This window comes from Microvirga tunisiensis (assembly GCF_009296175.1).
Taxonomy (GTDB): domain Bacteria; phylum Pseudomonadota; class Alphaproteobacteria; order Rhizobiales; family Beijerinckiaceae; genus Microvirga; species Microvirga tunisiensis.
The window spans coordinates 1-23,189 of sequence record NZ_VOSK01000086.1 but is presented as its reverse complement, the minus strand read 5'-3'; the positions used below and the strand labels follow the sequence as shown (position 1 = coordinate 23,189).

The following is a 23,189-nucleotide window of genomic DNA, read 5'->3' as shown; positions in this document are numbered from 1 at the left end:
TGCGGCTGAAGCGGGGAGCAATGCGGGTGACGAGATCGTCCAACTGATCGGCCCAGCGGTGGGCCTCGCTTGCGTCTGTCATGGCGCGACACCTCCGTGTCTAAGACAACGCACAAGCCCCGGCTGTGGTACTAGCCAAGAAACATGGGCTGGTGTTGCCCTCTCCCGGCGCAGCAAACGCAAGGTAGCCCAGCCAAGCTGATCTCTCCGCCTGTGTTGGACCGACGATCGGCCAGATCCATCTAGGGAACGTATGGGACCACCAACGTTGCTACTCCATAGAGAGAACGAAAAGGCGAACTGTTAACCTTAACAATAAGCCCAGGGTGCGAGCGAGCCGGTCTCGAGCATGGCCGTCTCTGCGGGCCCGAGCAAGAATTTCGATATCTCGTCTGGAAAGCCGTCAATAGCGGCGCAACTGCCCGTCCATGTCCGGTGCCCGACCTTCGTGAATAGCGCCTCGGTTCGGCGCCGTTGGACTCCGCCTCACCGCTTCGCGTGTGGCAGGCGCGCCTGAGATGCAGGCTCGGGGCCTCGGCAGCCATCAGTCTAAGCACCGGAGGGATCCGCTCAAGCGCGTAGTGACGGTCCTCCAACGTGTGCAGGAACGGGTCTCTCAAGTCTGGGACGCGAGGGCTTCGATGCATGGAGAAAGCGGCCGTGAAGGCAGTGGTCCCAGCCGGCCTTGCCCGCGTGTGGCGGAAGGTAGGTTCGGCGCGCGGGTGTCCGGCAGGCCAGCTGCTTGCTGGCCGGAGCGGAGTGGCCTATGGCCCGTGGGTTCGAAGGTCCGCCAGCTCGGCCGGCCGGCTGTGGGGGGACCGATGACTGCTTCCGAGATCTTCTATGCCTTTGTGGACCACGTCTTCACCTGGTTCGGTGGCGGCGTGGCCGTAGTGTTTCTCCTGCGTTACCTAGGAAAGCTGTTTGCAAAGTGGGTCGTCGACAGTGCCCTTGAGGAACAAAAGACAAAGCTTGGCAAGGAGCTTGAAGTCAAGAAAGCTGAACTTGCCCGTGAGCTGGAAGACAAGAAGGGTGAGATCGCCCGGGAGTTGGAACTCCTGAAGGGGGAGCTGACCAGGGATACGGAAACCTACAAGCTTAAGCTGAGGAAGCAGGAGCTGTTCTTTGCGAAGGAGGTGGAGGCGGCATCGGCTTTCATCGAGCTGCACCACGAGCTGCGGCCGCCGATCTCGAGCGACGACATGGAATACGAGGACGCGTGCATTGAGCTGGCTGGGAAACTTTTTGCGGTCGAGGGCGAGCTCAAGAGGTTCAGGATCAAGCATGGTGCGGCCTTAAGCGCCGACGTGCGTCGAGATCTGGATGATCTCATTGCCACGGTTGGGCACGCCAAGTTTGGTGAGGTGGAGTACAATTCAACGCTGCCGCCAATGAAGGCCGCGGCAGAGGTGCTTGAGACCCTAGGGAGCATCGAGGAACGGGTTTTGGCCGCCATTCGCGGATGAGCGACCACTCAGGCAGAAGTGGCTGGAGCGAAGCTGTCCGGTTTGTGCGGCCCGGAAATGGCAGAACCCCTCTTCCGACATGAGCCTTCGTGCGCTTTCCAAGCGGGAAATTCTGTTTCAAACCCTGCCGCAGCAACGTGATATGGAGTTATGCGGTGGCGTATGGTGTCGGCGGAGCGAACCGCCCCTACGGTCCAAAGGATCGAATTGTGTGGCACGAGTGCGGCCACCTGGCGGTGCTCTGTTACTTGATGAGCATCAATCAAGGATGTGAGATTTCTCCCGGATTGGGGCAGAGTTGGACCGGCAAGACGCTTCCCCCCTCAGTCCCATCCCCGATGCCCAGCAACCGCGATGAGTGGCTTGCACTTGTTGCTTGCTCATGGGGTGGAAAAGCTGCCGTCGAGGTTGCAATTGACAGAATGGTGCTGCGCGTCGCACCCCCTGGGATCGAGATCGATCACGGCGACCATGGGTTTTACGGCGACGACAACAGTGATTATGCATGTGCATGCGAGCACAGCGCATCAGCACAGGCAGCGGGATTTACGAACGATTGGAAATCCTTCTATGCCGAAGGCCACGCTGCCGCACGCGAGGTAATCGAGGCGAATTTTATGAAGATCGAGAGCTTGGTCGGCTATCTCATGAAGAAGCAGGTCCTCACCGAGGCTGAGACGCTCGTGATCCTCAAGCCAGTTTAAGAGCTTGTTGGCGCGGACCTGATCCTATAGCCGCGCCGCTGCTTGCGGCGCAGCCAAGTCTCTAGGGCCTCGGCCGCTCGGCTCGTGCTCTCGTGCAACTCAACCCTTCGCTGCCCTTTGGTGCCGATCCGCCCCCATTCCCGGATCAGGGATGCGTCACCGAACAGGCTTTCTTCGATCGACAGCACGTAGAACCGGGCCATATTTGCGTCCGGATCTCTCCGGTCGAGCACCAAGTACTGGATCGTGTTGTCGGTCATGCCTTCAGTCTCGCGCATGCCTGCACGGCGATCCAATTCAAAGGCGGAATCTATATCGGGCCGACGGATTCATTTCAGTGATGGGTCTTCGGCGGCAGGGCCACGTAGCCGCTGTCGGGAAAAGTTTTCAGCTGAAAACCAGCCGACCTCATCAGGCCCTGAATGAGGGTAGGGGCCTCACTAATGGCAGGCGCCAACTTGGAAACGGTTTTCAGCTGAAAACTCTCGCATTCCATGTTGTCGGTCGGCCACTGCAACTAACGGTTAGGTAGAAGTTGAGCACCGGTTTTCAGCTGAAAACTCATGGTGGCCGCAGGTCCGGCTGAGCTGATCGAGATCGTATCCGGAGTGACTTGACCGTTAACCTTGTCTAAACACCCGAATCGCATAAAGCTTACGGTCGCAACTCGTAGAACGGTCTCGGAGCGTAACTTGCCCAATCAACCCGCAAACGTGGAAACTGCCGAACCGGCAGACACGAGTTCATTGTCGAGCGCGGTCGAAGCCGACGCTCAACTTCTTTCCGCACAGCTACAGGACATTAGAAGCCGCCTTTTCCCGCCGTCTTCGACGAAGACGTTGAGAAAGCTCGGATCTGGAGAGGCGGCGAAACTCATCGGATGTAGCGACGGCTATCTCCGCCAGCTCGATCTCTCAGGGGAGGGGCCGACGCCTGAGAAGGGTGTCGCCGGCCGCCGCCTCTACACCCTCGAGCAGGTCCACGAGATCCGTGAGCTGATGGCGAAAGTGAAGCCCACTTACTCGCGCCACCGCAAAACGGGAGAGCGCCTCCAAGTCATCGCCGTCACGAACTTCAAAGGCGGGTCGGGCAAGACCACGACGGCGGCGCACCTCGCCCAGTATCTCGCCATGCGTGGCTACCGCACACTGGCGCTCGACCTCGACCCACAGGCCTCGCTGACCTCGCTGCTCGGCCTGCAACCGGAGTTTGACGTTGGCCCGAACGAGACGCTCTACGGCGCGATCAAGTATGAGGACGAAGCCCCGCTGAAGGACGTAATCAGGAAGACCTATTTCGCAGGCCTCGACCTTGTGCCGGCGAACCTGGAGCTGCAGGAGTTCGAGCATGAAACGCCGCGCGTCCTCGCGGAGAAGCGCCGCTCGTCTGATCGCCTGTTCTTCGCCCGCGTCGCGCATGCGCTCGCGACGGTCGACGAGGACTATGACGTCGTGGTTCTGGACTGCCCACCGGCTCTCGGCTTCCTAACGCTCTCAGCGCTGTGCGCGGCACGGTCCGTCCTGATCACGATCCATCCGCAGATGCTCGACGTCGCGTCGATGAGCCAGTTCCTGCACATGACGGCCAACCTGCTGGCCGTGGTCGAAAAGGCTGGTGGTGACGCCAACTACGATTTCCTGCGCTACCTGGTCACCCGGTACGAGCCGCAGGACGGACCGCAGACCCGCATCGTCGGTCTCATGCGGTCGCTGTTTGGTGAGCGGGTCATGACGAACCCTATGCTGAAGTCCACTGCCGTGGCGGACGCCGGCATTACCAAGCAGACCCTCTATGAGGTCGGGCGCGAGAACATCACCCGCTCGACCTACGACCGCGCCATCGAGTCCCTCGACGCGGTCAACAGCGAGGTTGAGGAACTCATCCGAGCAGCGTGGGGCAGGGCATGAGCAAGCGTGGAAACCAACTCGACAGCATCTTGTCGCCCGTGACGCGGGACGCCGCACCGAAGCCGGTGCCGGAGCGCAAGGCCTCGGCAACGCCGGGGTCGCTAAAGGTCATGGGCATGTCGCTTGAGAGCATCAACGCCGATGCCGAGGAATTGGAGGCGCTCCGCTCCCAGATGGCCTCGGGCAACCGCGTGATCGAGATCGACCCAGATGTGGTCGACCGCTCGCCGTTCCATGACCGTTTGGACGCCGACGATGGAGCGAACGAGGCCTTTGAGGCACTCAAGGCGAGCATTGCGGACGGCGGCCAGCAGGTGCCAATCCTGGTACGGCCGCATCCCGAACGGGAAGGGCGGTACCAAGCCGCCTACGGCCATCGCCGCATGCGCGCCGCCAAGGCGCTCGGCATCAAGGTCAAAGCTATCGTCCGGAACCTTGAGGACCGCGAGCTCGTGGTCGCCCAGGGCAAGGAGAACCTCGATCGGTCCGACCTCAGCTTCATTGAGCGGGCCCAGTTCGCGGCCGCTCTGGAGGACCGGGGCTTCGACCGCGCCACGATCGGCGCGGCGGTCGAGCCGAACAAGGGCAATCTCTCGGTGCTGCTGTCGGTCGCCCGCGCGGTGCCCGCCGACGTAGTCGCGGCGATCGGACCGGCTGCGAAGATCGGCCGTCCGCGCTGGATCGAGTTCACGGCCCTGCTGCAATCGCCGGGAGCGTTGGAACGTGTCCGCGAAACCCTCGCCGGCACGGCCGGATTGAGCGCCGACAGCAACGTACGCTTCAACAACGCAATGGCCGCCGCGATGGCTCCCGCCAAGACGCAGAAGGCTGCTGCGGGGCCGCAGCACGTCGTCAGCGCCCAAGGCGAGCGCATCGCTACGCTCGAGCGCGGTGTGAAGCGAGCCAAGCTGGTACTCCAGGAGCCGGATTTCGCGGCGTTTGTCGCCGAGCGGCTCTCGGCATTGCATGCGGAATGGAGGACAAAGTCGGATCAGTGATGGAGCGAATCGCTGTTTGACGGCTCTGCAGGGTCAGATCCAGGAGTTTTCCAAGGGAAAATGCGGGATGTACTAATGATTCATTACTCCCCGACTCCACTCCCCCTACAGAATCGAGTCAAACTCGTAACACGTCGAAAGTCTGGAGCGGCTTATGCCGGGTACATCGAGCAATTCGCGTGTTCAACGTCTTCGCGAAACCCGCCGGGAACGGGGAGAGCGTGAGACGAACGTGTGGCTGTCTCGCCGTGTCGGCGAGGCGATCGAGGAGGCGGTCCGCGAGGGCCAATTCCGCACCCGCCAAGAGGCCATTCACCAGGCGCTTGAGGCGGCCTTTGTTCATCGGGAGATGAAGATCGTGAAGTAGCAACCAGGCAAAGCAAAAGGCCTCCGAGGCGGGAACCTCGAAGGCCTTTGGAAACTCACCGGGTTGGGGCCCGGCAAATCAGATCAATTCACACCTCTGTTTTGCCATCCAACCGAATCGCTTGTCAAGGCACCTTCGCGGTGAGCGCCCTCGCTTTGCCCTCGACATGGAGGGTACGGTGCAACTGGCATCGACTGGAGGCCGGCGGCTGAGACATGCCGCCCTGGCCGCAAGAGAACTCGCGCTCGAAAACGGGCGCACTGTGACGCGTAAGGAACTGTCGGCGGCTGTGCGCCAGGCGGCCGAGGCCCTGTGCCTCCGGACCGGCTTGCGCACCGTCCTGTCCGAGCTCGTCGCCAGCTGGGGCGAGCAGGAATGGGACCGGATCCTGGTCTGGCCGTCCAACGACTACCTGATGAAGCGCACGGGCTTGTCGGAGCGCGCGCTGCGCGCTTGCATCCGCAAGCTCATCGACCTGCAGCTCGTCGTGCCGAAGGACTCGCCCAACGGCAAGCGCTACGCCGTCAAGGACCTGGCCGGCGAGATCGTCGACGCGTTCGGCTTCGACCTGACGCCGGTCTACGCGAGGCGAGGGGAGTGGGCCCAACGCATCGTGGAGCAGAAGCAGCTCCGCGAGGTGCGGAAGCGCGCCTTTGACGAGGTGACGATCTGCCGGCGGGCCGCCGAAGAGGCGCTCAACGCGCTGGCGCACCACTTCCCCGATCTCGACCGCTCCGATTTGGAGGATCAGGTGGAGGCGCTCAAAGGAAGGACGCCGCTGCGGAGTTCACAAGCTCTGCCCGACAGCATCCTGGAGCGGTGGCAAACCCTGAGGAATGCGTGCGAGGAAGCGTTCTACAAGGCGGGCAATGGGGGCGGAAACCGCCGCCACAAAGAATCAAACAACGGATCTCCTAGTAAGACTTGTACAAAGGGCTTTCCGGGGAAAGCTGAGGCGGTTCTGCTAAAAGAACGCCCGGCGGAGCACCTATCACCGGCATTGATCGTTGAGGCTTGCCCCACAGTCACCGATTACGGGAAATCGATCCGCACCATCGACGACCTCGTCGGGGCAGGGCGGTACCTGCGGGCCTCGCTCGGCGCGCACGAGAGCGCCTGGAATGAGGCCGTGGCTGAAATCGGACCCGTGGGGGCAGCCACGGCGGTGATCTACGTGCTGCAGCTCTACGATGATGACGTGTCGAGCGGCACGCAGAAGATCCGCAACCCTGGCGGCTACTTCCGCGCATTCGTCCGGATGGTGAAATCGGGTAAGATCAACCTCGAGGTCGAGCTGCTCGCCATGCGGCGCAGGCGGATGATGTGACATCGGGCCCGTTAGTCCACCGGAGGCGGCGGAAATCACGTCCTGCAACATCTCGAGGATCCGGGGCAGGCTATGGCGCGGCTCCTCGGGATCCTCGTAGCAGCCGGGGAGCTGTGGACCGGGATGCCTGGCTTGCGCTCCGGCGCAGGAACGTTCGCACCGTGAAGGAGGTGGCAGCCGTCGAAATCCCCCGTCATCGCATCGTCCACGGACCGTACCGCGTGGAGGACCTCGATGATTGAGTGGATCGCCTTCACCGGCGCGGTTTTCTAAGCCTTCACTAGCCTGTCCCTGCCGCGGACGAGCCTCAGAAAGTTGTGCCGGTCTCGAGCGCGACGTGGCATCCGTCCTTGTGGGGAGTGTCTGAGCCGCTGAGACATGAGGGCCCTGCGCGAAGGAAGGCGACGCTTAGAAAGTGGCCTGCGCGAGGCTTTCGATCTTCGACGCGACGGTGGCGATGAAGCCGTCCCGTGGCCTTCGACGATCGGGTCGATCGTGTTTGCAGGCTTTCATCACGTCAGCGATAATGTGAGGAGGACCCGGCAGCCGGTGGTATCGAACGAGATCACCAGAGTTTGATTCGATGACGACCCCGGCAGCCTCCACAAGCTGACAGAAGAAGCCGGCGTACATTTGCGCCGCTGACCGATCCCAGCTTTCATGGCGCAACGCCATGCACAATCGGTACGTCGCCCACGCGAGGGCGTGACCATGGGTGGTGCAGCCATCATACTTTGCATCCTCGCGGAGAGACGCGAAGGCTTTCGGTCCGATGACGGCAGGATAGTTCGCCCAAGTGCCATCAAAGTCCCAACGCGCGAAGTGCCCCACGATGCGCTCGTCCGTAATTTGTGAAATCCGAGCTTTGTGCACCGGGCAGATTGCGGGATCACAGGAGTGCGGATGGTGGGGAGCGCCTTTCTCACGCCCACGAGAAAGGTTGAGGAGGTTCTTCAGTCCGATCTGTTCGATCCGCGCGCTTTCCGCAGCATATGCTTGTGTATCGTCGTCGTAGCAGCTGATGATGTGCGGGGCGAGGTCCTTGGGAAGTGTCCCAGCTCGCAAGGCATCATCAAGATACTGCCGAAAGCGGGGTGGCGTATAGCAGTGTTCCCCAATCAACGCCATGTTCAGGTGATCCCACGCGCGGGGACCACTACCTTTCCCAATGTAAAGGGGCTTCCCCGTAGCCGCGTCACGATACTCATAGACGTAGAAGCATTTCGTCGCCCGGCAGGACATCCTTTGCTTCCCCTCACATGCGAGCGTCCTGGCGGGCGTACGTTCGCTCTAGCACCTCGAATGCCGCGTCTCCGAACGACATAGCGGCCTGACGGTGGCCTCGGCCATCAATGAGGTGAGACATGGACATGAACGGGACAAAACCACCTTTCATGATGTCCAGGTATTGACCACTCTCAATCCTGCCCTCAGTGAATGTCTCGAAGAGGTCGAGAGGGATCGGGTATTTTGCCTTGGGATTATGGAAAAGAATTGCCTCCTGCCCCCACGTTTCATCAGGTGTGCCAGGATCACCGACGATGTATGCGAACGGCAACGGCGCGTGTGCGTTTGGATCGGGATCATACATGCTGCCGAAGCGGAGCATGGTGACATCGGGATCAGGATAGGGGCCTGCCAGCGCCATTCTCGTGAATTTTGGAACGGTGCCAGCATTTGTCCAAAGGACAGCGGAGATGTATTCCGTCTCTGGTAGGTTGAAGAATCCAGATGGGATGACCTTGCCGCCATATTCATGCTGCGCCACATCCTCAGAAACCACCACAAGGTTCCCGGCATCATCCCAGGACGGCGTGTGACGGATCCCATAGAGGTAATTGGCGGTTGAGGAGCTGGAAAAGCCAAGGGATCCATCCTCGTGGAACGCCTCGACTGCAAGGATCAGTGGATAGCCTTCGACATGCGGCAACTCCCAATAGGCCTTCGGATCCCGCTTGCCGATCCGATGACGTAGCTTATTGCGCAAAGCGCCGCCGATGCGGATCGGAACCTCGTTCTCGGCACGCTCTTTGAGAACTTGAGGACAGCGTCTACATCATTTACTGGGCGATACGGCCGGATGATCCCGTCTCCTGGATCTGATCGATTTGCCGTCGTACACTCAATGAATATTCGCGAGCCATTCTTCTCAGCCGCGAAGTCTGGATGTGGCTCTGATCCAATTACCGTGAAGCCTCCCGAGTGAAGCAGCTCACTTATGTAGAGCTCAAATGTACGATTGTTGAAGCCGGTCGTTTGAAATTGTTCGATGAAATTGCCGTCACGGTCGGTAAACCGGGCATAGGCATCGGTCATAATGCGACGGGTCGACCGATTGCGGGGGAGTCCACGATCTGTTGGAAAGACGGGTGAAGGGCCTTCTTGGGTTTGATAGGGTTGAACAAGCTTCTTGTCGGTCCCATGCAGACTACTACTCTCCTTACAAAACGGATTATCAGCGAGACTGGCGCAGGATAGCGCGATCACCATACCGGTTTATAGCATTCGGTGCAGGCGTTATGTCGGATTCCGCGGCTCTGTGCGGCACCGTTCGTTTCCAACGATGGATCCAGCGAGGTTAGCGACTTCGTCCGCTACCAGCCCTCATTGTATAGGATTGCCGCGAAAATCAGCGGTAGGACCACCGCGACGATTCAGAGGAAGATCGACACGATAATCGTCATCACAATGTCGAACGTCGCGTACGTATAGCCGCGGAACGTGCCGGCCGCCCGCTGCGCCTTGTACTCTTGGATCCGACCGATCGGCGCGAGAACCGGGCTGACCGCGACGTAACCCCACTTCCTGAGGAACGCCTTGGAGAGGGCCGCGACCTCGCCTGGGATCTCGCGGTAGTGGCGCTTCAGCCCGTCCCACAGGTAGAGTCCCAGGGCGATAGGAGCCAGGACGTACCAGACGTAGCCGGCCGGCTCGGTGTACTCGCGGATGTCGGCCAGCTTCCACTTGTGGAGCAGGAGGCCGGCGATCCATGCCATGCCGAACGGCAGGCCGATGCCGAAAAACACCCCGAAGAGCCAGGGTCGGCCCTCGGCCTTCTCCTTTTTCAGGTCATCGATGTATTCCTTCGGGACGTCGTAGAAGAATGCCTTCCCGAACGCCCAGGCGATCCAGCCGACGACAAGCAGGATCCCAAAGCCAGCCAGGACCCAGAGGCCAGTCTGCATCGATCCCAGGACCGCGTCGCGGCCGAACAGGAGGACCAGGAGGATCCCTCCGAGAAGTAACTTGATGATGTTGGCGTCTCTGGATGACATCGCGAGCCCCTCAATCCGCCAGCCACTTCGCGTAGGCGCGCATATCGATCATCGGTACGGTGGCGCTCGCCTGGAGCCGGGCGATGAGTTCGAACAGGAAGGCCGTCGCCGGCTTGCCCTCCGGCGTGAGGGCGTAGGAGCCGTCCTCGCAGCGGCTGAAATGGCCGTGCGCGGCCACGCATCCGAGGTCGAGCGTCCCGCCAGCATCGCCGGAGGCGAGCGCCTGAGAGAGCGGTGGCCCAAACGGATCTTTCCATGAGCTCTCGAACGTGAGCAGACCGGCAAGGATGCGCGGTGGCTCCTTCGGCTTGGCGACGCCGCTCACGTGAGGCACTGGCAGGCTGGTGCGGTGGAGCCCGCGCACGCTCGCTGCCTTCTCCTGGGCATAGGCGACATTCTTCGTATCGATCGTCTGCTTGGCCTCGAAGACCGCGTAGACGCCCTCGGCCGGGATGACGGTCTGGTTCTGGTAGGTCAGGATGAAGGGCGTATACTGCCGGTCGAAGACCACGACATCGATCTGCTGGCTGAACTGGCCGTTGCTGTCGACCACAGTCGCTCTCGAGACGCTGTAGCGCTTGGGCAGGTAGCTCCCGAGCAGCTCGATCCATACGTTCTCCGAGGCGTCGCCCTTCAAGACTGGATGGCCGAAGAGCTCCCGCGAGTGTTCGAGCTTGCGGTGGATCTCGGTGTGCAGGCCGCGCAGGATGTTGGCGAGGTTCCACTCGGTCATCGCACCAAGGCCTCCCATGCGCCTACAAGCGACTGCTTCGCCGCGATCTGGATCCTTGTTTTGTCGGTGATGGTCATCTCGTCCGAGAGCACGTTGTTGGTGTTGGAGGGGTCGAGCACCCGGGCGCGCGCGAATTGCTCGCTCAGGTAGGTCAGGCACGCGGCGACGCTCCGGCTCAGGGTGCCGTAGGAGACCGGCCGCAGGGCTTCGATGACCGTCAGCTCCAGATAGAGCGACGGGAAGTCGATCTTGCGCTAGTCGCGCCAGAGCTTGAGGATCCTGATCTCGTCTTGGCGGCCGGAGCCTGACACGATGGCGACGTGCCGGGCGACGTTCGTCTTCGTCCAGTTACCGGCCTTGCGGCGGTAGAGGCTGTGGTCCTCCGAAATCTGGTTCCAGCGCCGCGCCGGGACCAGGTCGACGTCGAAGTCTCCGACGCTGATCCCGAGGGACACGTTCTGGCGGCGCGGCTTGAACCCCTTCCGGTGCAGGAATACGAAGAGGTTGTTGTAGAGCTCTCCGAGCGTGCCCGGCGTCTCGTGGTGGAGCGAGATGAAGATGTCGATGTCAGTCCCGGAGCGGTTCGCCGTACCCTTGGCAAAGGAGCCGCTTGGCGTCGCATCGACAAGGTAGTGGCCCGCCCAATCCCGCAGGAGAGGGAGCACCTCAATGCGAAAGATGTTCGCCGGCGTGTACGGTCCGGTGGCGATCGCCTCGCGGGCCAAGATGGTGCGGAGATACTCGTCGGCGGATGTCATGCAAATCGAAAGGGGCGGGCGTGATGCCGTCAGGCTAGAGGAGACGCGGCCATGCGCAAGGGAGGGCTGCGGGTTGTCCCCGGCCGAGCGCACGAATCGCTAGCGAGCCGCCTCGCAGGGTAGGGGAGTTGTGACCTAAAGGCCGCCATGGTCGTATGCCACGCCGATTCGCACCCAAGGACGCCCGAGGACGAGACACCGAAACCGAAGACGAAGCCCAAGAATCCAGGGGAGCCCCAGAAGACCAAGTTCAAGTGGTCCCGGCGCGCGAATCCGGGGATCCATCTCAGGAGCGGTCCGGACCACGTGCCGTTCTTCGGCCTGAGCCGGAAGGAGGTCATGGAGGGCTGGAGTGCGGAGGCCGTTAGCCGCTTGAGGAGTCACCGAGGGCGCGATTGGTCTGCTAACTCGGCGAGGAGATAGTTGATGTAGCTTCGTGTCAGGTTGCAGTAGAGATGTGCCTCCTTGAGCGTCGGTGAAACATCGGACGCCAGCCGCGTCCCGTGCCGGACGCCACCTCCACCCGGAGACGACAGGAAGCCATGCATCTTGGTCATCCACCCGAGCGCCTCAGAAAGTGCGCTGCCACGGTTGTTGTTGCGGAGCGCACGCACGATTTCATTGAAGTACTTCCCCTCTACCGTTCCGGTCCCGCTCTCCTGTCCCTGAAAGGCAGTCGACACGGTTTCGAGGAGCCAGAGAATTTCCTGAACGGCCTGACGCGGGCGCTGCTCGAGAAGAAGGCGATCGGCCTCGTCAAGTGAAGCGTGGATCAGGGCGTAGGCACGCTCGCCCACCGTCTTCTCGGGAGCTTGAACGGAGATCGGCGTTTGGAGATGACGGACTAGCAGCGCCGGCGGACGAACCTCATAAGGGATTCCATGCTCGTAGAGGATCCGATTGATAACGTCGGCATCTGGCACCCCAACCTCGGGATGTTCGGACTGCACCTGCACGCAACCATCCCAAAACGCGTTGATGAAGGCGGGAGCATTGCTCGCCGCCTCGAACATTTTCGAGTGGAGATCGCTGATTGCCCAACTCTCGCTCGAACTTGTGGAACAACCACCGCTGAACTTCGCCTTGAACAGCTCGAATATCGCCCACGACGACTCTGATTGGCTCGCGATCGTATGGATGAGAGAGTTGAAGGCGGTCACGGCGACAGGTGGCATGCTCCCTGGGGACCCGAAGCGCCACGCATTCGGCATTGTTAGACCCATGTCGGTTTTCTCCTTAGGCCCTGGACGGCATATGCGCTCTGTCGAGCCGGCGATGGATGAGCGAGACGATCGTCAGGAGGTCTTCCGCGTCTTCCTTCGACATCGTCCAATGGATTCGGGCCTCGTGGGCGGTCGGATTACGGAACATCCCGAAGGTGCCCGTACGAGATTGGCGAATCCGCTCTGCTCGCTGCGTTCGCTGGCCGTGCTGCGAGGATTAATCGCGAGCAACGGTGGGTCACCAGTGAGAACCCTGTCGACCAGTGCCGCCCCATCGTCGGCTAGTCCTGTGCGCGCCCGCATCTTGTCGGCGACGCTTTTCACAGCCTCCTGGACCGCATGGAAGTAATTGTCGGCAAGGAGCTCGGCCTGGCAGAATTTCAGGACATCCGGATGGACCCCGCGGCCTTCAAGGTCGGCCCTGAGCTCCCGCGCACGGCGTTGCGCCTCGGGCAGGGTCCGGGCCGCTTCCGCCGATGTGAGATTGCCTGCCTCGTCGACTACGAGACCGGCAAAGGCTAGGGCTTGGTTCAGGAGCGCCCGCATCGGCTCGTAGCGCCCTGGTTGACGGCTGTAGCGCGCGGGCTTCATGGCTATGCGGATGAACTCCAGAACGTTCGTCCGGCTCCTTTTGGTGTTCTGGCTTTCTACGAAGGCATTGGATATACGAATGCGCTTCGTGATGGGGCCCGAATCGGTCATCTTGCTGGAGGCAAGGAGATGCTGAATTTCCGATGCGGTCAGGCCATGTGTGGTGTCGCCGAGAGCGTCGGCAATCGCCTCCAACTGGTCTTGTGAAAAGAAGGCCACCCGCGCACCCTCGTCAGCTGTTGACAGAGGACGATGCGTTGACGGCGTCCTGCAGCTTCCGGACCCGGACGAGGACTTCATCGAACGCCAGCGGCGTGTCGTCGAACATCATCGGGGCCATGTCGCGATAGTCGGCTCGCAGATCCTTGATCCGCGCCTCGGCCGGCATGAGACGCAAGGTGCCCGGTTGCGCGGTGTCGTAGCTCGCCCATCCCGACCGGAAGAAGACGGACTTGTGCTTGGCAACCTGCTCAAGAAGCTCGAAATCAGCCGCGGCGGCTCTGCCCTCCTCGGTGTCGAGAAGCATGGCGAGGTCGTAATAGTGCCGCGAGAAATATTGCGGGGTCTGCGACTCCGCCGGCCGATGGGCCTCGGCATGCAGCGCCGTCGCCTTCTCCCAAAATGTTCGCCGCGCCGACAGCACGGTCACGGTGCAGTCGGGATCCTCGAAGAAGTCGGGGAAGTCCTCCGCCGCATAAGGACGAATGACTTTCTTCTCGGTGGGCCAGGGATCGCCGCGGGCGCCGAGTTCAAGCTTCACCCTCGGCGTGATGTAAGCCATACCCGCGTACTCCGCCGGGGGGAGCGCAGCCGGGTAGTGGAAGTTCACCGTCTGAGCGTCTTGGGCGTCGATCTCGATCGACCATCCGCCGTCGGCCGGTTCGCCGAGATGACGCACGATGGCAGCGTGCAGCGCCGGAAGTAGGCTCTCCGCGATATGCCTTTCGACGTCGCCCACCAAGTCTTCGATCAGCTTACCCGCCCGCTTCCTGCTGATCCCATCCTTCTCGGGATCCCGCTCGCCCGTGTAACCAAGGTCGGCGCGATCAAGTGAGAGGTCGATATCTTCCGAGAAACGCCTGATGGCGTCGTATGCCTTGGACAAGGACGTTCCGCCCTTGAAGACCAAGGTGGGAGCGCCGTTGTCGTGCAACTCGAAAAGCCGCTTCAAGGTCCAGCAGACCCAGAAGTCCTTCTCGATGATAAGATTGCTCACGCCCCGGCTCGCCCCTGTCTCGCCGAAGAGCGCGGCGCGATCGCCAACCGGGAGAATGGCAACCTTATCCATCGATCTCGCCCGCCTTTGCGGTGGCGATCGAGACGAGCGTCGGCCGCATCCAGGCGGGCGCTTGCACGGCAGTGGAGGCGAGCGTCTTCTTATCGTTCGCCGACAGCTGGCGGGCAGCGATCCGTGCAACGTCGGCCGCACGGACCGCCCCGACATGACGGAGGGCCTGAACGACGGTGCCGGCCGGACTGCCCGGAGCGATCAGATGCTTGGGCGATGCATGACGCAGATCAACGACGCGCTTGCCCAGCACAACACGGCGGGACGGACCATCGGTCAGATATGTGCTTTTGGCCGGAACCTGCGTCGACAGGCCGAGCGCGTTGGCGGCTCGCGCGCCGGCAATCTGCACCTGAGATCCGGTCTCCCGCGCCAGTGCCTGGGCGACGACGTCAGGAGCAGGGGAAAGCGGGCCGAGCTTTGGGTGAACCTTCGGGAAATCGTACAGGCCCCGCGCCAGGCGGCGGAGCTTGCCGCCCTTCGCCAACCGGGAAAGGGCTTGGTCGACCGCCGCGCGTCCGGCCACGTCCAAGAAGTCACTGGGCGTGAAGACGCTTCCGCGCCCGCCGACGCGGGCACGCTTCATAATCCGATCGGAAACCGAGGTGACTGCCGTACTCATGTGTCAGAAAATATGCTATCTTTTTCTGACATTCAAGGGCTGCTGCGGAGTTATGTGGCCACCGCATCCTGCGGAGCCGCCAATATGCCGAGAGCCACCAATCAGATCGCGCTCACATGGGGAATTAAAGATAAGCTTTTGAAAACAAGTGCAAAATTACAAGCCCCTGATGCGGGGAGGACCCTGTCGGTATCAATTTATACCTTATATAATTACGCAATTGCGCAGCGTCGGGGAGGTGGCCTGCCCATACAGTCCCGCTGAGCCGGAGCGTGCGCTGCGCCAGCATGCGGGTTCCCGGTACAAGCTCGTTCCAGGCCACCACGCGGTTGACCCCATCAACGGCTTCTCGGCCTGTTCCAGGGCGAGATCGGCCCAGAGCGCGCCGGCCAAAACTTCAGCGCTCATCTCATGATCCACACTGATATAGCGCCAAGCGGTGTCCTGTACCGACAAGTCTGTGCGATTCTGCTGTTGGCGATCTCTCCCACCTGCCTTGATAGTTGATCTGTTTTTCGACGATCCTACGCGGCCAACTCGATACGCCCCCTGGCTGAGGCTCCGGCCTCCTCTCGGTTCCTGACATTAGTTTCTGAAGAGGACCAAGCGGGCCAGGAGCCTTCAACCTGCAGGATCATATGCCCAACAAGACTATCTCCTTACGGCCAGATCTCGTTCGGCGCGTCCGCAATCTTGCGTTGGGCCCGACGAACCCCTCGAACGTACTAATCCCCATATTCGAGGCGATCTACAATTCGCTCCACGCGGTTCAGGATAGGTTCGGATCAGACTGGCATGTGAAAGGACGGGCGACTATTGCGCTACTCGATTTCGACACGACTGCACCGAGCATAGAGATACGCGACAATGGTATCGGTCTGGATGGTGAAAATTTTGAGTCCTTCCTTACCTACGATAGCGGCCACAAAGTCCGCAGAGGTGGCAAAGGTGTCGGACGCCTTTCCTGGCTCAAGGTCTTCGAACGTGCTGAAATTGTAAGCCGGTTTCGAAAGGATGGAACGACATTCGAACGTCGTCTCGCGCTGCTTCTGGACAATGAAGAGCCCATCCGGGACTACTCAGTTACAGAAGCGTCCGGCTCTGAGGTCGGCACGACAGTCAAGCTACGGAACATGAAGGCGGAGTATGCCCGTCATCTGCCCAGGAAGGCCGATACGATCATCAGAAAGGTCGTTGCGCATTTCTTGCCTTACTTGGTCGGGGATCATGTCCCCCTGATCATCATCGAGACCGATACTGAAAGCCATAACCTCGTTGAGTTCCTTGCCTCCAAGGAGATCGAGCTCGGGACATTGGAAATCGGCGTCTTTGACGGGCAGAAGCTTCGGTTGGATCACAATTTACTGGAAAGGGGCGTTGTGGAGGGCAAGGCCTCCCATAAGCTGTACTTCGCTGCAAACGGTCGTGTCGTTACGTCATTCGACATTGGATTGCCGCTTGGCCTTAGCACATACGTGGAGCGGGATGGCTTCCATTATGTATACGCTGGTGTTCTCTCGGGTGAATTGTTCGACGCAGCTGTCAATTCTGAGCGAACAGCCTTCGATTTGGATGACGATGCGATTGATGAAGTCAAACGTGCTGCGTTGGTCGAGATCAGGAAGGTTCTCGCACCGCAAATTGATCGTGTCATCCAGCAGCAGACTGACTTAACGCGAAATGTGATCAAGAAGTATCCAAGGTACTCGTATCTGATCAGCGATCCTAAAGCCTTCGTCGAAACAAAGCTTCCGCGAAACTTCAAGACGGCTGAGCAGATCTACCAGCAGCTCGCCCTTTTCGACTATCGCGAAAATCGTGACATCGAGCGGAAGGTTGAAACCATTTCAAAGCGATCGGATCCCGAGGCGGAGGATCCGATTGAGAAAGGTGTCGAGGAGATCCTGAGCCGTTTATCGGCCCAAGAATTCTCGGTGCTGGCCGATTATACCGTCCGGCGAAAGATCGTTCTGGATCTGCTGCAACGGCGTTTGGGTTACAAGCCGGATGGAACGATGAAGCACCATGCCGAGGAAGCGCTTCATAATTTCGTTGTACCGATGCGCGTGACGAACGGGGACGTGCACGTCGATGATCACAACCTTTGGATCATCGACGACAAACTGACCTACTACGAGCATTGGGCATCCGACAAAAAAATGAAACAGATCCTGAAGGAGGGAGGCTCTCTCAACCGACCAGACGTTCTCCTGTTTAGTGGCAGGACTGCCTATCACCGCCCAGGCACCGATCAGCCAGTTGTGATCGTCGAATTCAAGAAGCCAGTGCGGAACGATTATAACGACGACGAAAATCCATTCACTCAAATCTACGGGTACATTGAAGAACTCCGTGCCGGTAAAGTCGTCGACAAGGACGGTGCCGCGATCCAGGAGATCAACGATCAGACCCCGTTCTTTTGCTACATCATCGCTGACATCACTCCGAACCTGCGGAGATGGCTGAAGATGGCCCAGGTGAATGTTCCCCTTCCCGGTGGCGGAGGCTTCTATGGCTATAATGATGAGTACAAGGCCTTCATTCAGGCTCTTAGCTATAAGTATGTCTTGAAGGATGCCCGGTTACGCAATGAAGCATTCTTCAAACGTCTCAAGATCTAAGGGCGCAAGTTGGAGCTATTTTGAAGGTAGGATGCACGCAAGCACGCCGCGGACAACTACGACGCCGGCAAAGACCGGTCGGACGAGATGATAGCATCGTACTGGTCGACGCTTCCGAAGCCCGGCCCGGAACTCTCCTGACCGTCGTAAAGGCGTGGCAAGACTGTCAGGTCGATCACAATTTCCAGTAGCCTGCTGGGCCCGCGATGGGCTACCTCGTCGCCTATGTCATCAATCATCGACCTTAAATGGTTGCCCAAGCTCCCGCATGATCCGTCCGTCGTGTCCGACCCCGTCGTCTGGATCGACGTCGCTCGCCTCGACGAGGCTTGGCGCGGCGACGGGAGCTACTACGTCGCCTTCGGCGGGCAGGGCGGCTCGGAAGAGCGTGTCGCCCGCGCCGGCGAGCGCTTCGTAGCCGGCCTCGAGACCTGGATGCCGGAGGTCTGCCTCGAAGCCGACGGGACGGTCACGTTCGCCGATGGACGCCACCGCTTCGCCTGGTGCCGGGACCACGGCGTCGCCGCCATGCCGATCGCCGTGTGCCGCGAATGCGAGGACGAGGCGCGCCAGCGGTTCGGGACGGACAGCCGCGTCTCCCAAGCCGGAATCCCCAGCTAAATGCGTCCGCACGGCCCACGGGTGCGCCGCAACAACGGGGTTTCGTAGGGGCGGCGCGAAGCTGTTTGCAGACTGACCAGGCGGGGAATATCTCTAATCCGGACGGATCTCCTGTGCTTTCCAAGCCGCTAGGAAGCGCGTGACGATCGCGCCTTCCGGAGAACTTGGGATCAGCCTTTCAGCTAATTCCTCGACCCGTGCCCGGAATCGATTACGGTCCATGATATTGTGGAGGCTGCTCACTTGGGCTCGATCACTTCGCTTGGCGACGAGGTCGCCCAGGCCGTTGAAACCCATACCCTGGCCCCAAGCGTGAGACGTGAAAGCCGAAGCGAAGCGCACAACCGCATTATCGTCCTTTAGCCGCGCCGCAGTCCAGCGCTTGACGGCCTTCCCGTCATCTTCGGCAAAGTCGCGCCAGCGATAAAGGAGCGAAGCCAAATCCGGATGGTTGATCAAGGAGCCGTCGCGCGCGGCGCGCCGGATGGCTTTCAGTGCCGACGCGACCAACCGTTCGGCGTTCGCCTCGGAGACCAGGTACTTCGCCTCGTCCTCGCGCTCCTTCCCCTCGCGCGGGTGGTAGTCCCTCCAAGCCGAGGACGCCAAATCAGCCAGCCAGCCGAGCGCCGCACTCTTTGCCGCGGCCATCAGGATTTTCGACCGCAGTTCGAGATCGGTGCGATCGAACAGCAGCGCCCGCATCAGCCAGTGGACGCGAAGATTGTTGTTGCCGATGGCGAACCCCTTCGCTTGATCGGCGTCGACATTGATGTCGTCGGCCGCTGCAAAGACGCCGGCCAGCAGCGGCTCGACCTTGTCGAGCGGAAGCTCGGACGCATGCAGCGTCAGCGCGTCCAGGAGCGGAGCGACGCGCGTGCTTCCGTTCCGTCGGATCTCCTGCACTGCGGCCCGCAGCGCTTCGCGGATCCACGCTGGGTCGCCGGCACGGGCCAGGAATTCTTCAATCTCACGGCGCGGGATGACGTCGTCGGGAAGGGAAAGCTGGAAATACGTGGGGAAGTGTGTGGCGATACATGCCCGCCGTTGCCGGGCCCAACGCGCGTCCCCGCTGTGGTAGACATTCCCCCACGTGCTTTCGAGCTTAGGGAAAAGCCTCATGAGCCCGCGGCGGAAGCGAGCAGTGTCCGTCACGGAGGAAAGAAGCCGTCCATCAAGCTGCTCGTGCGTGATCGATGGCCGGCCCGATCCGGACGCGGCCGGACCGCAAATCAGGTCCTTGTTGGCGCGGATCGCTTGGTAGATTGCCGGCCTGAACAGGCGAAAGGCTTCCAGCGCGAGGAAGTCTCCCAGATCGACGTCCCCGGCAACGGCAGGCCAAGTGACGGAGAAAGCGTTGATGAAGCGAACCGAGTCACGGGGCGTGCGGATTTCGGGAGCGACCACCTCGTGGAACAGGTTCATGACATGGACGATCAAGTGCTCGTCCGGAACTTCAGCGATCTCGTAGATCTTCGATAGGGTGTGCTTGTGCAGGTCTGCCTCGTTGGGCGCCGGTAGCTCGAAGGAGGCCTGAACGATCTTCTCCAGATAGTGGGGCCCTTCGGATGGGAAGCGCTCGGCGACGACTTTCTCGGCCAGGATGCGGTCGAAGGCGAGCAAGTAGATGATATTCGGGAGCCGCCCAACCGACTTCACCAGACGGAACATCGCAAGCGCCTCCTCGGGTGTAAGGCGGTCAATGTCATCGATCAGCACGATGAAACGCTTGGCCTGTCCTGCCAGGGCCGCGGCTAACTCTGCATGCAGCTTCTCGACGCTGTCGCTGTCCTCGATAAGGCCGCTCAGCCACTCCATCGCGCCCGAGGCAACTGCGCCCGCACCGCTGGCGCCGAGGAGGTCCGCCGCCGGTGCCACGACACCTCCCGACTTCAGGAGGCGGGCGCCAAGTTTTGGCAGGGCCGTCTTGGCTTTGGCCGTGAGGCTGGGTTTGGTCGCGGCGTACAACTCCCGGAAGAAGGCGAGCACCAGCGCCTCCTCACCGCGGAACCACCAGGGATTGAAGCTGACAACCTCCAGATGGCCTGCTTCAACCGCGTCGTTGAGATGGTGCTTGAGAATATTGATCGCACTGCTCTTGCCGGAACCCCACGGTCCATTGAGGGCGATCACTACGCCATGGGGCGCCTTCATTCCGAGAATGCTTCGGGCCAGCGCCCGCATGAAGGCGTCGACGCCGAACAAGTCCTGCTCGGGCGTATTGATCGGAAGGTCGCCATACTCGATATCGATTGCCATCGGTCGATCAGTTCCAAAGTCTCGTTACGCTTCCTGCCCCATCGGCGGATCGTTTCATAGGGCACCACGGTTCCGCGCCCAAGCGGCATCTTCTCGACGAGGAGAAGGCGCAGGGGAAGTCGGAGGTAAAGTCGCGGTAACCGGTAGCCGACCGCCATGTAGTAGGGCAGGGAGGCTGTCTCTCGGAGGGCGGCGGCATGGGAGCCGGGGCCGGCTTGCCGGCAACGTAGTCAGGAGTAGTGCCCCGCAGGACCTGGCGAGTTCGTGTTTACAGACGCGTGGAGAGAAGGCGCCGCATCCTGTCGACCCGGTCGGGTAGGTTGATCCAGTCCTTCACCTCGAAGTCCGCGATCCGTAGCGTCGGCGCGAAGCCGTGGCGCGGCGCGAGGATGTCCGTCAGGGCGTCGCGGAACGCACGCTGGCGGTGCCGGCCGCCCTCACCAGGGAACAGCGGCGGCACGGGACGGCCGAAGCCACCGCCCTCGAGCTTGGTCTTCGCGTCAGACCGCGCGATCCAGAGGTCGGCGTCGAAGGCGAGCGGTACGTCATCTTTGTAGCGCCGCAGCGTCGTCGCGCGGTAGTCGTTGAAGTGCTGCCTCTCGTCAACCTCGAGTATGCGGGGTGGCGAGCCCGGAACGACCAGGACGGCATCCACAGTGCGGCGCTCGACCTTGCGCATCTCGTCGGGGACCTTGAACCCCGTGAGCTCCGAATAGATCGCGCAGACGAGAGGCCAGCGCTCGCCGCACTCGGCCCGGCCGGGCCGCACGAGCCAGTTTGGCGTCGATGTCGTGGAGGCTCCGAGAACATCGGTGACCAGCCCGACGACGGCGTATTCAATCTCCTTAGGCATGCGATCCGGCGGCGACCTGGCCGTCCTCGGGTTGGTCCGACCTTGCGCCTTCGGCCACGATCTCGAGCATGTTGTCGGGCAGCGGCCGCTGCAGCTTGAGCGCGACTTCCGCCGGTGCGGTGAGCCAGGTCTCGTACTCCTCAGGCGTAGTGAGGATCACCGGCATGGCCTTCGGGTGGATCGGTCCGACGACGCCGTTCGGTTCCGAGGTAAGGAACGAATAGAGCAGGTGCTCGCCCTCGACGGGCTCGGCCTTGGTGCCGCGCACACCCGTCCACGGCCGCCAGATCCCTGCGAAGGCGGCGAGAGGGCGGTCCTTGTTCAGGGCGAACCACACCGGCGTCTTGCGCGGCTTGGTGTCCTTGTACTCTGAAGCTGGTGAGCGGCACGAGGCAGCGGCACTGCGGCTTGAGCCAGGCGCGCCAGAAGGGCGACGCCACATTGCGCACGTTCGTCACAGGCTGTGTGCCGACCTTCGGCGGCGGCGGGAAGCCCCAGCGCATCCGGATCAGCTCGCGCTCGCCGTCGACCGTGCGCACCACGGGAACCATCTGGTCCGGGAAGATCGCGGGCAGGGGCGGCACGTTGCCGGCGCTGTCGCGGGCGACCTCGAAGGCCCGGCGCATGGCCTCCTGGGTGGTGTAGCTGGAATAGAGATTGCACACGGGCAGGATCCTCCGGCGGGGCATTGCCTTTCGTACAGTTACAGTCGCGGTAGTTTTCAAATCGTGCAGAGGCTGGCATAGCCGAGGGATGATGGACAAGCCGACCACCGCGATTTCCGAGTTCATGAACAACCAAGTGCTGTCAGAGCTCGGATTACCTGACGACCGAATGCCGGAGGCCGAGGTGGCCCTGCGGCTCGCCGAGTTCATCCTGTCGCTTCTCGGATCGGGAACGATGGCCAGCGTCGCGATCGACGGGGCCAGCATCAAGGTCGGCGACGCGGTCATCTTCGACATCGGACGCTTCATGGCTGGCACTGGATGGGAGCAGACCAAGGAGCCGCAGGTGGGCCGGAACGCCTGGACTGGCGCTTACCGGCGTGGCGACAAGACCATCCGCGTGCACTCACGGCCCGGCGAAGGCAACGTGGTCGCCACGGTGGACGGCCGCCGCGTCGTGGCCGAATGCAAAAAGGGCCCACTCATCCACAAACCTGGAAGTCCGGAGTATCCTCTGCTCACGACGGCGCTCGGCCAAGCGCTTCTGTTCGATGTTTCGGCTGACGATATCGTGGTCGCTGCGGTGCCGGATACGCCCATCTTCCGCAAGCTCGCGGAGACTTGGCGAAGCCGTCTGCTCGTCAGACGGGCTGGCATCCGAATTGCCCTCGTGGCGCGCGACGGTGTGGTCTCGGGATTGGACATCTAGCCGTTCTTATGCATGGGAAGGTTGATGAAGGCTGGCGAGTGTAGCTTAAGCACTTGAAGCAGCGTAGGATTTGGTTGTTGAGACTAATCCCTGCCACCAATTGCCCTGTGCCACACTCGCCATGCCGGACGATACACCTGCCACCTTCCCGTTTCCAGCCGTTGGCCGCAAGAAGATCACCGCTGCTTTCGACGGTGGGCGCCTG

General features: G+C 61.3%; 21 protein-coding genes and 3 pseudogenes. 10 read left to right on the top strand and 14 right to left on the bottom strand.

Going from position 1 to position 23,189, the window contains the following annotated elements:
* The first annotated feature begins 821 nt into the window (after positions 1-821).
* Together FS320_RS19885 and FS320_RS19880 are read left to right on the top strand one after the other, a co-directional pair.
* On the top strand, positions 822-1,466 hold the full coding sequence (locus tag FS320_RS19885) for a hypothetical protein (protein ID WP_152713616.1): 645 nt from the start codon (positions 822-824) through the stop codon (positions 1,464-1,466).
* A gap of 89 nt (positions 1,467-1,555) precedes the next feature.
* Positions 1,556-2,170, top strand: a complete 615-nt coding sequence (locus tag FS320_RS19880) for a hypothetical protein (protein WP_152713614.1) — start codon at positions 1,556-1,558, stop codon at positions 2,168-2,170.
* Here the strand turns inward: FS320_RS19880 and FS320_RS19875 are convergent.
* On the bottom strand, positions 2,167-2,448 hold the full coding sequence (locus tag FS320_RS19875) for a WGR domain-containing protein (RefSeq protein ID WP_244627239.1): 282 nt from the start codon (positions 2,446-2,448) through the stop codon (positions 2,167-2,169). The two genes, FS320_RS19880 and FS320_RS19875, sit on opposite strands and share 4 nt — an antisense overlap.
* A gap of 435 nt (positions 2,449-2,883) precedes the next feature.
* Between FS320_RS19875 and repA the strand changes: the two genes are divergently transcribed.
* The 4 genes from repA to repC all read left to right on the top strand — a co-directional run bounded on the left by repA (position 2,884) and on the right by repC (position 6,769).
* Positions 2,884-4,077 (top strand): plasmid partitioning protein RepA, encoded by a 1,194-nt coding sequence (gene repA / locus FS320_RS19870; RefSeq protein WP_338105416.1) that lies wholly within the window; start codon positions 2,884-2,886, stop codon positions 4,075-4,077.
* Positions 4,074-5,075, top strand: coding sequence for a plasmid partitioning protein RepB (repB, locus tag FS320_RS19865; RefSeq protein ID WP_152713611.1), 1,002 nt, complete (start codon positions 4,074-4,076; stop codon positions 5,073-5,075). Before repA ends, repB begins: the two co-directional genes overlap by 4 nt.
* A gap of 154 nt (positions 5,076-5,229) precedes the next feature.
* A complete protein-coding gene (locus tag FS320_RS19860) occupies positions 5,230-5,442 on the top strand; it encodes a hypothetical protein (RefSeq protein ID WP_152713609.1) in 213 nt (70 codons plus the stop codon).
* Positions 5,443-5,620: 178 nt separating this feature from the next.
* The gene (repC, locus tag FS320_RS19855; RefSeq protein WP_162003110.1) at positions 5,621-6,769 is read left to right on the top strand and encodes a plasmid replication protein RepC; all 1,149 of its coding nucleotides are present in this window, start codon (positions 5,621-5,623) and stop codon (positions 6,767-6,769) included.
* A gap of 408 nt (positions 6,770-7,177) precedes the next feature.
* Here repC and FS320_RS19850 read toward each other — a convergent pair whose 3' ends face one another.
* Both FS320_RS19850 and FS320_RS47065 read right to left on the bottom strand, forming a co-directional pair.
* The gene (locus tag FS320_RS19850; protein WP_152713607.1) at positions 7,178-7,897 is read right to left on the bottom strand and encodes a hypothetical protein; all 720 of its coding nucleotides are present in this window, start codon (positions 7,895-7,897) and stop codon (positions 7,178-7,180) included.
* 127 nt (positions 7,898-8,024) lie between these two features.
* Positions 8,025-8,699 carry a hypothetical protein gene (locus FS320_RS47065; RefSeq protein WP_202882877.1) on the bottom strand — a complete coding sequence of 225 codons (675 nt, stop codon included), beginning with the start codon at positions 8,697-8,699 and terminating at the stop codon, positions 8,025-8,027.
* 272 nt (positions 8,700-8,971) lie between these two features.
* Between FS320_RS47065 and FS320_RS47060 the strand changes: the two genes are divergently transcribed.
* A complete protein-coding gene (locus FS320_RS47060) occupies positions 8,972-9,142 on the top strand; it encodes a hypothetical protein (protein ID WP_202882876.1) in 171 nt (56 codons plus the stop codon).
* Between the two features lie 281 nt (positions 9,143-9,423).
* Here the strand turns inward: FS320_RS47060 and FS320_RS19840 are convergent, their stop codons facing one another.
* The 7 genes and pseudogenes from FS320_RS19840 to FS320_RS19810 form a co-directional block, all read right to left on the bottom strand.
* On the bottom strand, positions 9,424-10,044 hold the full coding sequence (locus FS320_RS19840; protein WP_152713605.1) for a hypothetical protein: 621 nt from the start codon (positions 10,042-10,044) through the stop codon (positions 9,424-9,426).
* A 10-nt stretch (positions 10,045-10,054) separates the two neighbouring features.
* Entirely contained in the window at positions 10,055-10,777 is a 723-nt protein-coding gene (locus FS320_RS19835) for a DUF6602 domain-containing protein (protein WP_152713603.1), read from the bottom strand.
* 254 nt (positions 10,778-11,031) lie between these two features.
* Entirely contained in the window at positions 11,032-11,535 is a 504-nt protein-coding gene (locus tag FS320_RS19830) for a nucleotidyltransferase domain-containing protein (RefSeq protein WP_202882875.1), read from the bottom strand.
* A 380-nt stretch (positions 11,536-11,915) separates the two neighbouring features.
* Positions 11,916-12,758 carry a hypothetical protein gene (locus FS320_RS19825; protein ID WP_152713601.1) on the bottom strand — a complete coding sequence of 281 codons (843 nt, stop codon included), beginning with the start codon at positions 12,756-12,758 and terminating at the stop codon, positions 11,916-11,918.
* 13 nt (positions 12,759-12,771) lie between these two features.
* Positions 12,772-13,304, bottom strand: a pseudogene (locus FS320_RS48050) (TIGR02391 family protein).
* A 277-nt stretch (positions 13,305-13,581) separates the two neighbouring features.
* Positions 13,582-14,637, bottom strand: coding sequence for a nucleotidyl transferase AbiEii/AbiGii toxin family protein (locus FS320_RS19815; RefSeq protein ID WP_152713599.1), 1,056 nt, complete (start codon positions 14,635-14,637; stop codon positions 13,582-13,584).
* Positions 14,630-15,223: a DUF6088 family protein gene (locus tag FS320_RS19810; RefSeq protein ID WP_152713598.1), complete on the bottom strand. Its 594-nt coding sequence runs from the start codon at positions 15,221-15,223 to the stop codon at positions 14,630-14,632. Before FS320_RS19810 ends, FS320_RS19815 begins: the two co-directional genes overlap by 8 nt.
* 674 nt (positions 15,224-15,897) lie before the next feature.
* On the opposite strand from FS320_RS19810, the gene FS320_RS19805 reads away from it, so the two are divergent.
* On the top strand, positions 15,898-17,880 hold the full coding sequence (locus tag FS320_RS19805; protein ID WP_152713596.1) for an HSP90 family protein: 1,983 nt from the start codon (positions 15,898-15,900) through the stop codon (positions 17,878-17,880).
* Between the two features lie 282 nt (positions 17,881-18,162).
* The gene (locus tag FS320_RS19800; RefSeq protein WP_152713595.1) at positions 18,163-18,501 is read left to right on the top strand and encodes a hypothetical protein; all 339 of its coding nucleotides are present in this window, start codon (positions 18,163-18,165) and stop codon (positions 18,499-18,501) included.
* Positions 18,502-18,594: 93 nt separating this feature from the next.
* Here FS320_RS19800 and FS320_RS19795 read toward each other — a convergent pair whose 3' ends face one another.
* The 4 genes and pseudogenes from FS320_RS19795 to FS320_RS19780 all read right to left on the bottom strand — a co-directional run bounded on the left by FS320_RS19795 (position 18,595) and on the right by FS320_RS19780 (position 22,275).
* Complete coding sequence (locus FS320_RS19795) at positions 18,595-20,757, bottom strand: KAP family P-loop NTPase fold protein (protein WP_152713593.1); 2,163 nt, start codon at positions 20,755-20,757, stop codon at positions 18,595-18,597.
* Positions 20,758-20,786: 29 nt separating this feature from the next.
* Positions 20,787-20,888, bottom strand: a pseudogene (locus FS320_RS48045) (IS6 family transposase); the annotation flags it as partial.
* A gap of 137 nt (positions 20,889-21,025) precedes the next feature.
* Positions 21,026-21,610 (bottom strand): hypothetical protein, encoded by a 585-nt coding sequence (locus FS320_RS19785; RefSeq protein ID WP_152713591.1) that lies wholly within the window; start codon positions 21,608-21,610, stop codon positions 21,026-21,028.
* Positions 21,603-22,275 (bottom strand): annotated as a pseudogene (locus FS320_RS19780) (SOS response-associated peptidase). The gene FS320_RS19785 and the pseudogene FS320_RS19780 overlap by 8 nt, the downstream one beginning before the upstream one ends.
* Positions 22,276-22,363: 88 nt before the next feature.
* Here FS320_RS19780 and FS320_RS19775 point away from each other — a divergent pair.
* Positions 22,364-22,984: an SH2 domain-containing protein gene (locus FS320_RS19775; RefSeq protein ID WP_244627238.1), complete on the top strand. Its 621-nt coding sequence runs from the start codon at positions 22,364-22,366 to the stop codon at positions 22,982-22,984.
* The last annotated feature ends 205 nt before the right edge of the window (positions 22,985-23,189 follow it).

What these genes read in the sequence shown, in the direction of transcription:
- FS320_RS19775 (WP_244627238.1), top strand. Translation starts at nt 22,364, where the DNA reads ATGATGGACAAGCCGACCACCGCGATTTCCGAGTTCATGAACAACCAA.
- FS320_RS19810 (WP_152713598.1), bottom strand. Translation starts at nt 15,223, where the DNA reads ATGAAGCGTGCCCGCGTCGGCGGGCGCGGAAGCGTCTTCACGCCCAGT.
- FS320_RS19795 (WP_152713593.1), bottom strand. Translation starts at nt 20,757, where the DNA reads ATGGCAATCGATATCGAGTATGGCGACCTTCCGATCAATACGCCCGAG.
- FS320_RS19825 (WP_152713601.1), bottom strand. Translation starts at nt 12,758, where the DNA reads ATGGGTCTAACAATGCCGAATGCGTGGCGCTTCGGGTCCCCAGGGAGC.
- FS320_RS19860 (WP_152713609.1), top strand. Translation starts at nt 5,230, where the DNA reads ATGCCGGGTACATCGAGCAATTCGCGTGTTCAACGTCTTCGCGAAACC.
- FS320_RS19885 (WP_152713616.1), top strand. Translation starts at nt 822, where the DNA reads ATGACTGCTTCCGAGATCTTCTATGCCTTTGTGGACCACGTCTTCACC.
- FS320_RS19875 (WP_244627239.1), bottom strand. Translation starts at nt 2,448, where the DNA reads ATGCGCGAGACTGAAGGCATGACCGACAACACGATCCAGTACTTGGTG.
- FS320_RS19850 (WP_152713607.1), bottom strand. Translation starts at nt 7,897, where the DNA reads ATGGCGTTGATTGGGGAACACTGCTATACGCCACCCCGCTTTCGGCAG.
- FS320_RS19785 (WP_152713591.1), bottom strand. Translation starts at nt 21,610, where the DNA reads ATGCCTAAGGAGATTGAATACGCCGTCGTCGGGCTGGTCACCGATGTT.
- repB (WP_152713611.1), top strand. Translation starts at nt 4,074, where the DNA reads ATGAGCAAGCGTGGAAACCAACTCGACAGCATCTTGTCGCCCGTGACG.
- FS320_RS19840 (WP_152713605.1), bottom strand. Translation starts at nt 10,044, where the DNA reads ATGTCATCCAGAGACGCCAACATCATCAAGTTACTTCTCGGAGGGATC.
- FS320_RS19815 (WP_152713599.1), bottom strand. Translation starts at nt 14,637, where the DNA reads ATGGATAAGGTTGCCATTCTCCCGGTTGGCGATCGCGCCGCGCTCTTC.
- FS320_RS19805 (WP_152713596.1), top strand. Translation starts at nt 15,898, where the DNA reads ATGCCCAACAAGACTATCTCCTTACGGCCAGATCTCGTTCGGCGCGTC.
- FS320_RS19835 (WP_152713603.1), bottom strand. Translation starts at nt 10,777, where the DNA reads ATGACCGAGTGGAACCTCGCCAACATCCTGCGCGGCCTGCACACCGAG.
- FS320_RS19830 (WP_202882875.1), bottom strand. Translation starts at nt 11,535, where the DNA reads ATGACATCCGCCGACGAGTATCTCCGCACCATCTTGGCCCGCGAGGCG.